Here is a 10604-nt window from a genome sequence, read left to right as displayed (position 1 = left end):
GGGGCGGGGGGTTGCGCCCCCCCGCGGTGGTGGGGGCGGCCCGCGGCGCGGGCGCGCCACCTGTGTTTTCCCTCTACCGGGGGGGGGGGGGGCATGGGCCGGGGGCCCTCCCCCCCCCTCGCCGAGCACCTCCACTTCCGCGACGCCGCCGCCGCGATCGGCATGAGCCAGCCCGCGCTGTCCGGAGCCGTCTCCGCCCTGGAGGAGACCCTCGGGGTCACGCTGGTGGAGCGGACGACCCGCAAGGTGCTCCTCTCGCCCGCGGGCGAGAGGGCTGGCCGTACGGGCGAAGGCGGTGCTGGTGGCGGTCGCGGCGCTGATGGACGAGGCGGAGGCGGTGCGGGCCCCGTTCACCGGCGCCTTGCGCCTCGGAGTCATCCCGACGGTGGCGCCGTACCTGCTGCCGACCGTCCTGCGCCTCGTCCACGAGCGCTCCCCGCACCTTGACCTCCAGGTGCACGAGGAGCAGACCGCCAGCCTCGTCGAGGGGCTCGCCACCGGCCGTCTGGACCTGCTCCTGCTCGCCGTCCCCCTCGGCGTGCCCGGCGTCACCGAACTCCCGCTCTTCGACGAGGACTTCGTGCTCGTCACCCCGCTCGACCACTGGCTCGGCGGTCGCGAGGGCATCCCACGCGAGGCCCTCAAGGAGCTCAACCTGCTGCTCCTGGACGAGGGGCACTGCCTGCGCGACCAGGCCCTGGACATCTGCCGGGAGGCCGGTCGTGAGGACGCGACGGTGACCACGACCGCCGCCGAGCTGTCCACGCTCGTGCAGCTCGTCGCGGGCGGTCTCGGCTGCACGCTGTTGCCGCGCACCGCGCTCAAGCTGGAGATGACCCGCAGCAGTCAGCTCCGCACCGGCTATTTCGCCGCCCCGGCCCCCACCCGCCGCGTCGCCTTCGCCATGCGGACGGGGCGGCGCGGGGAGCGGAGTACGAGGAGCTGGCGGCGGCCCTGCGTGAGGCGCTGCGGCCCTTGCCGGTGAGGGTGTTGGGCGCGGATGTGTGAGCGTGCCGTACGGTGTCGGGGGCCGATGACTTGAGCACCGGCCCCCTGTCGTTCACTCCGTGCGCAGCCCGTCCGGCCGCATCAGCCGCAGCAGCGGCGGCAGGCTGAGAACCGTCACCGCGAGCACGACCGCGGCGCCGATGCCCGTCATCGACAGCACGCTCGCCCAGTCCACGCTCACCGTGACGTTGGCCATCTTCTGCAGCACCGCGCCCAGCGTCAGTCCCACCGCCGACGCCAGCAGCAGACCCAGCGCGATCGGGATCGCCGTCTGCCACAGCACCGACAGACTCAGCGTACGGCGCCGGGTGCCGAAGGCGACCAGGGACGACAGCAGCTTCTTGCGCTCGCGCAGCTGCTCCAGCTGGGAGACCAGCAGGCTCGCGCCGATCAGCACCAGCACGCAGGTGGCGCCGACGAACAGCCCGGTGCTGATGGACCGGAACTCCGACTCCTGCTCGGTGGCGGCCAGGACGTACACGTCCGACAGCGGGTCCAGCCGCGCGGCGGTGTTGTGTACGAGCTCGTCGGCGTCCGGCACCGACGGGTCCAGCTCGACGGACACCTGGTGGTCCAGGACGGCCGCCGCCGCCTCGGGCAGCGCACCAGGGGTGAAGAGCAGGCCGCTGCTCTCAAAGCCGGTCGGATCCTTGCCCGGCCCCGCCGTCTTGATGCCGGAGGGCACCTTCCAGGCCACGGTGCGGCCTGTCATCCCGCCGGACTCCGGGTCGAAGTACAGGGTGCCGCCCGGCTTGGTGAGCTTCTTCATCCCGCCGGCGTACTCGCCGCCGGGGATCTGGAAGACGTCGCCGTCCCGGCAGGACGTCAGACGCGCCACCTCGCGCAGCTCGGCGCAACTGCCGACGGTCACCGCCGCCACGTTGTCGGGCTCCTTCGCCCGGTCTCCGATCCTGCCCTGCGAAATGGTCGTCGCACGGCGCACGCCCTCGGTCTGCGTGAACTGCCGGCGAGCCTCGGCCAGCGGGACGCCGCCCTGGACGGGGACCATCATCTGTGCCCGGCTCACGTCGTTGCCGGTCGGCGTGGTGTAGTCGCGCTCGACCCCGGAGAACAGCATCTGCAGGGCGATCGCCCCGGCCACCGCGACCGTGATGCCGTTGACCAGGCGGGCGGCCGTGCCGCTGCTCAACTGCAGCCTGCGCACCGCCAGTTGCCAGGATACCGAGCCGGAGTTCAGCCGGGCCACCACGGCCTCGACGACCCAAGGCAGCAGCGCGGTGACGCCGACGAGCAGCAGCACGGTGCCGCCGATCACCATCCACTGATTGAAGTTCCCGTCGTCGTTGCCCTGCCCCACCATCGGGTACAGCAGCGCGAGGCCGCCCAGCGGCAGCAGCAACCGCCACCACAGCCGGCGGCGCGGGGGCTTCGCCGCACGGACTACACCGAGCGGCTCGATGACGACCCCACGCAGCGCGAACAACGTCACCAGGACGGCCGCGGCCGGTACGGCGACGGCGACCAGCACGACGAGCGCGGGCGACGGGTTGAGGTCGCTCGGGAACACGCTGAAGTTCTTCACATCCAGCAGGGCCGCCAGCTGCCGCCCCACCAGGAAGAAGCCGGTGCCGAAGGCGAGCCCGAGCAGTGCGCCGGCGAGTGCCTCGCCGCCCGCGATGCGCCGAGCCATCCCACCGTCCGCGCCGACCAGCCGGAGCGCCGCGAGCCGACGGTCCCGGCGCTCACCGCCGAAGCGCACGGCCGCCGCGATGAACACACCGACCGGCAGGAGCAGCACGACGAAGACGATCATGATGAGCAGGAGCAGGACCGGATCCAGCTCCTTCTCCTGCTGCCTGGCGGAGGGCCCGAAGTGGTCGATGCGCCCGACCTTGCCGCTGGCCATGCGGTCCTCAAGGCCCGTGGCGCCCGCGTAGTAGGCGAGTTCGGCGGGCCCGACGAGCCCGGAGTGGGCGATGGTGCCGGTGACCTGGTACGGGATGCGGTCGCGCAGCAGCTTGCCGGAGTCCGACTTGAGCAGCCGCTCCAATGCGGGCGACACGACCATCTCGCCCTTGCCGGGGAACTTCTCGACGCCCGGCGGCAGCGGCGCCCGCGCGCCCTCCGGCTCCAGGAGCCGGCCCCGTATGTCCTTGCTGTGGTACCTCGTGTCGACTCTGCCGGTGATCAGTGTGTCGTCCGCCTTCGGCAGCACCTCCCCGCTGTGCGTGATGTCGGCCCGTGCGCTGCCGCGCTGGTCGCGCTCGGTCAGCGCGCTCGGGATGGCGGTCGTCAGCAGCAGCATCGCCACGCCGAGCCCGACTCCGACGGCCGTCAGCAGGGCCCGGACCCATCCCTCACGTCCGCCGGCGAACGCGAACCGGACCCCCATGCTCAGGTCCTTCGCCCACTGGCCCGCGCTCATACGGCGCGCTCCATGTCCCGGGACTTGCCGTCCCGTACGACGATCTCGCGGTCGGAGTAGGCGGCGACCCGGGCCTCGTGCGTGACCAGCACGACAGCGGCGTTGGTCGAGCGCGCGGCATCCGTCAGCAGCTCCATCACGCGCTCGCCGTTGAGGGAGTCGAGCGCGCCGGTCGGCTCGTCGGCGAACAGCACACGCGGGTTGGTGACCAGGGCGCGGGCGACGGCGACGCGCTGCCCCTGACCGCCGGAGACCTCACCGGGCCGCTTCTTCCTCAGGTCGTCGACCTCCAGCCGCTCCATCCAGGACAGGGCGGCCTTCTCGGCGTCCTTCCGGGAGGTCCCGTTCAGCCGCAGCGGAAGGGCGACGTTCTCGACGCAGGTCAGTTCCGGTACGAGCTGCCCGAACTGGAAGACGAACCCGAACTCGGAGCGTCTGAGGGCACTGCGCTGGGCGTCGCTCATGGTGGCCAGTTCACGCCCGTTGTACGTGATGGACCCCGAGTCGGGCGGCACGATGCCGGCGAGGCAGTGCAGCAGCGTCGACTTGCCGGAGCCGGACGGCCCCATCACGGCGACGACCTCGCCGGGGTGGATGGAGAACTCGGCGCCGTCGAGGGCGAGGGTCGGCCCGTAGGCCTTGCGCAGCTCTTCCGCGGCGAGCAGCGAACCAGGAGGCGGCGTCACTTGACCACCACCTCGGCCAGCTTGTCGAGGCGCGCGGCGGTGAGTTCCAGCCAGCGCAGATCGGCCTCGAGATGGAAGAGGGCGTGGTCGCAGATGAGCTGGTCGGCCAGGTCCCCCTTCCGCTTGCGGTCGGTGAGGATGCGCATCATGCGCAGGTGCTCGGCACGCTGGGTGTCGAGGATGTCGGCCGCGTTCCGCTGGGTGAGCAGGGCGAGGACGACCTTGGTGTAAAGGGTCGACTGGAGATACGGCTCCGGCTTCTCGGGCGTCGCGAGCCACCTCTGTACGTCGGTGATCCCGGCGTCGGTGATCGCGTACCGCTTCCGCTCGGGCCCGCCGCCGGGCTCTATACCGTCGACCTCGACGAGCCCGTTCTTCAACAGGCGGGACATCGTCGAGTAGACCTGGCCGTAGTGCAGCGGCCGGTCGTGACCGAACTTCTCATCGAAGGCCCGCTTGAGGTCGTAGCCGTGGCGGGGGCCCGATTCCAGGAGCCCTAGAAGGGTGTGACCGATGGACATGGCGAGGACTCTACACGGGGTGTATACGCCGCATGTATACACGGAGTGTGTAGATGGTTGCATGGGGTGCGGCGGTGGTGCGTCGGCCCAGGTGGGGGCCCATTGTCACGATTCTGTTACTGAGCAACCCGCGTCAACTTACGCGAGGGGCATCGGTCTTGAGTCCCCAACGGTCACGGCCGCCGACGCTCCAGGTGTAACGGGCGGGCCCCCGGCGGCAGTTGAGTTTGTTGTGAAGAAAAGCAACGGTCTCACCGAGGGCCCTGACGGCCTTGCCCACACCGCCCGCCTGCCGCTGTCGAGCGCCACCTTGTACCACCTCGACGGCCTGATACGCGGCCACCTGAAGAAGATCGGCTCGCGGTGGCGGGCGCTGCCCGCAGGGAAGACCGCCGGCATCGTGCCGGCGGCGCTGCGCTGTGACCAGCGGCCCGGCGATCTGGCCGACGGTCCGGCGACTTGCTGCAACGCGGCTTCACCGCGTCCCGTTCGAACGAGGGGTGGGTGGCTGACTTCACCTACGTGGCCACTGGTCCGGGATCGTCTACCTCGCGTTCGTCGTGGACTCTTGGGTTGAGAGACCACGCGTCCATGAATGCGCGGCCCATCCTGGGTGGAGGTGCTTGGTGGTCGGTTCGCCGATCGACTGCACGCAGCGTTGATTGTGGCGACGAGGGTCAGGTTGGCAGCTGCCTTGTTGGTCCGAACTCACCATGAGTCGGCTTCGGCGTCGGGCATGTCCCCGCACTCCGTGGAGTGCGGGGACCGGAGCACTGTATCCGCGCTCTTGAACAGCGGTCCGCAGAGGCTCCGCATCACGGTGTTACGGCGTGAGGGCGGCGAGGTTCACGGCGTCGGCCATCGCCTGATAGCCGGCGTCGTTGGGGTGCAGGTGGTCGCCGGTGTCGTAGGCGGGGTTGAGGGCCAGAGGCTTGCGGGGGTCCTGCATTGCCTTGTCGAAGTCGATGACGTCGTCGAATTCGCGACTGGTGCGGATCCACTGGTTGACGTCTTGGCGGACCTGCTCGCCGTAGGCCGTGTGCTGCGGGGCCCCCTCGTAGGGCAGGATCGTGCCACCGATGATCTTCACGCCGGCGGCGCGGGCCTTGCTGATTACGCTCAGCATGCCGTCTCTGAGATCCTCGAAGGTCACAGGGCTGGATCCGTTCGAGCCGATGTTGTTGCCGATGTCGTTGATGCCCTCCAGCAGGATCACGCTCTTGACGTTGGGCTGGCCGAGCACGTCGTGGTCGAATCGGCTCTTGAGGCTGGGGTTGTTGCCGCTGACGTCTCTGAGCACGTGGTTGGAGCTGATGCCGGCATCCACGACGCCGAGGGTGGGGCCGCCGGAGGCGGAGTTCATGCGCTGGGCGAGGTAGTCGGGCCAGCGGCGGTTGGCGCCCGGAGTGGAACCGGCGCCGTCGGTTATGGAGTCCCCGACGCACACGAGGGTTCCGGTGGCGGTCGGGGAGATGACGTCCAGGCCTTCGAGGAAGTACCAAGATCCCTCCGTGGCCGGGTAGTTGCCGGTGCCGTCGTCGGTGACGTGGTTGCCGGCGGTGGAGATCCAGGTGGTTTCCTGTGCCATTTCGTGCCACGTGGTGCCGGCGGGCTTGTGCGGCAGGTGGAGGCTCACGAGCTGGTTTGTGTTCGCGTCCACGGCCATCGGGATCGGGTCGCTGGCGACGTCCTGCCCGGCGGGGATGGTGACGGAGGCGCTGCCGTTGAAGGTGACGGGGCGGTGGGTGCCGGGGACGGCGGTGCCGGGGGTGCTGCTTTGCCGGGCGAGGTCGACGGCGTCGATGGTCAGCGGTTCGTTACCGTAGCGGTTGCTCAGTCGGACGCGGAGCATGGACCCTGCGACGGTGGTGTGTGCGGCCATGCGGATGCTCTCGTTGTTGAAGGAGCGCCCGTTGTACATCAGGCCAGCGGTGTGAGTGCCGACCCGTGTGAGCGGGGTGAGAGTCCAGTGTTGGGTGGCGCTGTCGTTGGACTTCCGCTGGATGATCTTGGTGGCATCGGTGGTGGACTGGGCGTAATCGACGAGCAGGCCGTTGTCGGCGTTGGTAAGGGTGTAGGTGCCGTCGCCGACGGATCCGATGTTCCATTGCTGTCTGGCGGAACCGTCGCACCTGTTCTGGACGAGCTGAACAGGCGGGTTGGAGTTCTGCGGGTCGGGGGTGTCCAGGCACAGGCCGCTGTTGGCGCTCATGACGGTGTAGGCGCCGGAGCTGGTCTTGGTCAGGGCCCATTGCTGGTTGGCGCCGTTGTTCGATTTCCACTGGCTGATGGGTGCGCCGGGGGCGGTCGAGGCGTATTGGACGTCCATCAGATTGCCGCTCTCGGCGTTCTGCAGGGTGTAGACGCTGCCGGAGGCGGGGGCTGCCGAGTCCGCGTGAGCCGTAGGGGTGGTCCCAGCCAGGGCGCAGGCCGCCAGACCCAGGCCGACCGGGATTGCGAGGGGTCTAGATATCCACATAACAATCCTCCTTCTTTAGTCTTGGCGTGACAGAGAGGGCCTGGCGGTGCACCGGCGGAGGCGGACGCCGTGGCCAGGAGGTACCGGAAGGGCATTGGCAAGTTGCCCATGAGATTGCTGGCTGAGGGTGTGTCAGGCCGTGGTGGGCATGGCGGTGGTGCTGGTGATCTCGTTCCGGATGTCGAAGCGACGGTGCATTTCGGGGCGGTCCCCGATGGTCTTCCATACGTCGTCGATCGGCGTGGCCAAGCCCTCCAACGCGAAGAACTGCATGGGGTAGCCGCCGAATCAGTGGAACCCGTCGTCCGGCGTGCCTTGCAGATAAGAGTTGACATCGAGCCGGTCCCGGACATGCATCACCGGGGTGCCCTTCAGACACGCTGCCCGCGCCGTCCGTACTGTCCGTGCCGGGATCCGCTGATGACTCTCCGGCCGCAACGACACCACGACCACCCCCACCGACGACACCGCCCCGCTCGCTCCCCAGCAAAGCACCCCACCGGGCCAGCCCTCACCCACTCGCCGACGCTGCAGCCCGGGCCGCCGCCTCACGCAAGAACGCGAGTGGGCGCCCCGGTGGCGACTGGCTCGCACGCAGCCTGTGATACTCCGGCCCCGGCCACCAGCCGAGCAGCAACGGTGGTAACTGGGTGCGGACTTGCTCATCGAGATCGGCAAGATCCCCGTACACCTCGCGGCACCGCCCGCAGACGGCCAGGTGGTCCGCGATGCACTCGTCGGCCCTCCCCCGTTCAGCATCTGGATCCGTGGGCCCGCCCGCGACGGCGGCCGCGAGCAGGGCGGAGTACTTGGTGCATTCGACTGAGAGGACAGCCGCCCTCTGACGGAGTTCCAGGTAGCTCTCGCGCAGAGCCACTCGCGCCCGGCTCGCGAGGCGGTCGAAGTCCCCACGCCTGGCGCCCAGGCACGCTGTCGCCGACCCGCTGATGTCGCCCTCCACGATGCTGTGCCACAGCACGGCCTGTCGGCTCTCAGGCAGCGTTCGGTATGCCTCCGCCAGGTGGGGACGGCAGTTGAGCGGCCACGCACCACCCGCCGAGGCCCACCGGCGAAAGCCCGGCAGAAACGGCCCGACCGGCCGATGCACCCATTCCCTCAGGACGAGACCGCGCGCGGTGGCGAGCAGATGGACCCGCCAGGGGAAGGTCGGGGCCGCCCCCTGTGCGGCCTCGACGAAGGCATGCGAGAAGGTCCGTTCGGTGAGGTCGTCGACGCTCTCCAAGTCCGCGGTGCAGGTACATAAGTACGCGGCGACAGCGGCCCAGTGCCGTTCCACGATCACGTCAAAGGCGCGGACGTCTCCGCGGTGCACCTGCGTGACGATCTCCGAGTCGCCGCCGGTCGGCGGACGGGTCCGATAGCGATCGAGGGCGAGCCGGTAGGGCTCGACGAGTCGGCCGCGTACGGCGACTCCTAATCGGGACATCGCGAGCGCTCCTTCAGTCAGCGAGGAACATCACGGGCAACTATGTAGGTTTCAGGACAAGTTGACCTCTTGCGTCGATACCATGTCGGCCCCTTACGAGGTGAAGGAGTCGGCGCCGCCAGACCCGTCCCGCAACTTTGCAAACTCTTTAAACCGATGTAGGGGGTGCGTCCGCGCCGCGCTCGGCGGCGCGGACGCACCCCCTACGGGTCGGTCAGTTCGGCGAGAGCTGGCTCTTCGGCACGATCTGCTGGGGCGTGTTGGGGCTCGACCACAGCAGCTTCATGTGCGCCTCGCCGGTCTGCTCGGTGTGCTCGACCTTGATGGAGTACTTCTTGCCTGCCTGGAGTTCGACGGCTCCCTTGTCGAGGGCCCCGTCGTGCGGCGTCGCGTTGTCGATGACGAGCTTCCCGTCGATCCAGACCCGCGCAGTGTCGTCCGACACCGTCGTGAACTGGTACTTCTCGCTGTAGCGCGGCTCCACCGTGCCGGTCCAGCGGGTGCCGAAGTGATCCACAGGGATGTTCTCGGCGGGCGAGCCACGGAACCGCCAGGCGTAGTTGATCGTCGGATCGGTACGGGTGACCTTCGGGCTGCCCGACAACTGGTCGTTGTCGAAGATCTCCGCCTTCAGCCCGGTGCCGTTCCCCTCGGCCGTGGGCGCGGCCGGGGTGATCGACAGCTTGATCACCGTGGCCGCCGGGTTGGTGGCATCGCCGGACGGGGTGATGTCATAACCGTCGCCCGCCTTGGTGACCGTTACCTTCTGGTCGCTGCCGAGCACGCTCGCGCTGTCGACCTCGAACCCGGTGGTGGCGCTGAGGTGCAGCGGCTTGCCCGCTCCGGGCCACTGGTAGACCGAGGCGTACAGGTCGTTGCCCGACCGGCTGACCACACCCCAGTCCGGTTGGCTGACGACACCAGGGAAGCCCGTCTTGTAGACCGCGGAACCCTGCCCTGAGCGGCCCAACCAGTCGCCCATCTCCTTCAGCACGGCGGTGGACGCATCGGGGACGCGTCCGGACTTGTCGGGGCCGATGTTGAGCAGGTAATTGCCGCTGCGGCTCGAGGTGTTCAGCAAGTTCCGGGTGAGTTCTGCGCCTGACTTCCAGTTGTTGTCATGGCGCGAATAGCCCCACGTACCGTTGATGGTCATACAGCTTTCCCAGAGCTGGCCGTCGACAGGTGCCCCGGGGATCTCCTGCTCCGGCGTGCCGTAGTCGCCGTCGGTGACCCGCCGTTTGCTGACCCGGTTGTTGATGACCAGCTCCGGGCTCAGGTCGCGCAGATAGGACTCCAGCTCCTCGCCGTCGTGCGAGTCCCACCGGTTGGTGACGGGGGCCGTGTTCTTGTCCCACTCGCCGTCGAACCACAACAGTGCCGGATCGTAGTTGTCGATCAGTTCCTTGAGCTGAGCCCGCATCCGCTCCTTGTACTTCGGGAACGTGTCGGCGTTGGGGAAGTCAGGGTCGTGCCAGTCCCAGATCGAGTAGTAGAGGCCCAGCTTGATGCCTTCGGCGTCGGCGGCCTTCTTCAGTTCGGCGATGAGGTCGCGGTTCTTGTCGAAGGACGAGTGATCGCGCAGGTTCCACTTGTTCTGCTTGGTCGGCCACATGGCATAGCCGTCGTGGTGCTTGGAGGTGACAACGATGTACTTCTGACCGGCGCTCTTGGCCGCCGCGACGATGGCCTTCGCGTCGAAGTCCTTCGGGTTGAAGGTCTCGGCCTGCTTCTCGTACTCGTCCTTCGGGATCCCGCAATCGCGCATGATCCACTCGGCAAGGCCAGGCTTGCAGACCTCGCCGTCGGCGCGCTTGTACTCGCCCTCGATGTTCGAGTACGCGCCGAAGTGGACGAACATGCCGAACCTGTCATCGCGGAACGACGAAGCTCGGTCCGAGGTGAAGGGGTCGTCGGTCGCGTAGTTCGTCCCCGGACCGGGCTCGGCGGCAGCCGCCGCACCCTGGCGTGGTTCGGCAGACGCCGCGGGGACGAGCGTCAGCGAACCGGTGGCGAGCGCGACGGTCAGGGCGATCGCCCTGCCTCGTATGGCAGTCATGGACATGTGCGGCTCCTA

The 10604-nt window shown here is 68.7% G+C and carries 7 protein-coding genes and 1 pseudogene; 1 reads left to right on the top strand and 7 read right to left on the bottom strand.

Annotation, left to right across the window (positions count from 1 at the left end):
• The first annotated feature begins 93 nt into the window (after positions 1-93).
• Positions 94-1008 (top strand): annotated as a pseudogene (locus tag AB0O76_RS34685) (hydrogen peroxide-inducible genes activator).
• A 52-nt stretch (positions 1009-1060) separates the two neighbouring features.
• Here the strand turns inward: AB0O76_RS34685 and AB0O76_RS34680 are convergent.
• The 7 genes from AB0O76_RS34680 to AB0O76_RS34650 form a co-directional block, all read right to left on the bottom strand.
• Positions 1061-3394 (bottom strand): FtsX-like permease family protein, encoded by a 2334-nt coding sequence (locus tag AB0O76_RS34680; RefSeq protein WP_365499703.1) that lies wholly within the window; start codon positions 3392-3394, stop codon positions 1061-1063.
• Positions 3391-4080, bottom strand: coding sequence for an ABC transporter ATP-binding protein (locus AB0O76_RS34675; protein ID WP_365499700.1), 690 nt, complete (start codon positions 4078-4080; stop codon positions 3391-3393). Before AB0O76_RS34675 ends, AB0O76_RS34680 begins: the two co-directional genes overlap by 4 nt.
• Positions 4077-4601: a PadR family transcriptional regulator gene (locus tag AB0O76_RS34670; protein WP_365499698.1), complete on the bottom strand. Its 525-nt coding sequence runs from the start codon at positions 4599-4601 to the stop codon at positions 4077-4079. Before AB0O76_RS34670 ends, AB0O76_RS34675 begins: the two co-directional genes overlap by 4 nt.
• A gap of 823 nt (positions 4602-5424) precedes the next feature.
• Positions 5425-7080 (bottom strand): RICIN domain-containing protein, encoded by a 1656-nt coding sequence (locus AB0O76_RS34665; protein WP_365499696.1) that lies wholly within the window; start codon positions 7078-7080, stop codon positions 5425-5427.
• 132 nt (positions 7081-7212) lie between these two features.
• On the bottom strand, positions 7213-7353 hold the full coding sequence (locus AB0O76_RS34660; RefSeq protein ID WP_365499727.1) for a hypothetical protein: 141 nt from the start codon (positions 7351-7353) through the stop codon (positions 7213-7215).
• A 238-nt stretch (positions 7354-7591) separates the two neighbouring features.
• Positions 7592-8527: a hypothetical protein gene (locus AB0O76_RS34655; RefSeq protein ID WP_365499693.1), complete on the bottom strand. Its 936-nt coding sequence runs from the start codon at positions 8525-8527 to the stop codon at positions 7592-7594.
• A 214-nt stretch (positions 8528-8741) separates the two neighbouring features.
• The gene (locus tag AB0O76_RS34650; protein WP_365499690.1) at positions 8742-10586 is read right to left on the bottom strand and encodes an alpha-L-fucosidase; all 1845 of its coding nucleotides are present in this window, start codon (positions 10584-10586) and stop codon (positions 8742-8744) included.
• Positions 10587-10604: the final 18 nt, after the last annotated feature.

This window comes from Streptomyces sp. NPDC086554, assembly GCF_040686095.1.
Classification (GTDB): domain Bacteria; phylum Actinomycetota; class Actinomycetes; order Streptomycetales; family Streptomycetaceae; genus Streptomyces.
Note: the sequence above shows the minus strand (reverse complement) of the source record. Positions and strands in the feature narration are given on the sequence as shown.

What these genes read in the sequence shown, in the direction of transcription:
- AB0O76_RS34680 (WP_365499703.1), bottom strand. Translation starts at nt 3,394, where the DNA reads ATGAGCGCGGGCCAGTGGGCGAAGGACCTGAGCATGGGGGTCCGGTTC.
- AB0O76_RS34670 (WP_365499698.1), bottom strand. Translation starts at nt 4,601, where the DNA reads ATGTCCATCGGTCACACCCTTCTAGGGCTCCTGGAATCGGGCCCCCGC.
- AB0O76_RS34665 (WP_365499696.1), bottom strand. Translation starts at nt 7,080, where the DNA reads ATGTGGATATCTAGACCCCTCGCAATCCCGGTCGGCCTGGGTCTGGCG.
- AB0O76_RS34660 (WP_365499727.1), bottom strand. Translation starts at nt 7,353, where the DNA reads ATGCAGTTCTTCGCGTTGGAGGGCTTGGCCACGCCGATCGACGACGTA.
- AB0O76_RS34655 (WP_365499693.1), bottom strand. Translation starts at nt 8,527, where the DNA reads ATGTCCCGATTAGGAGTCGCCGTACGCGGCCGACTCGTCGAGCCCTAC.
- AB0O76_RS34650 (WP_365499690.1), bottom strand. Translation starts at nt 10,586, where the DNA reads ATGACTGCCATACGAGGCAGGGCGATCGCCCTGACCGTCGCGCTCGCC.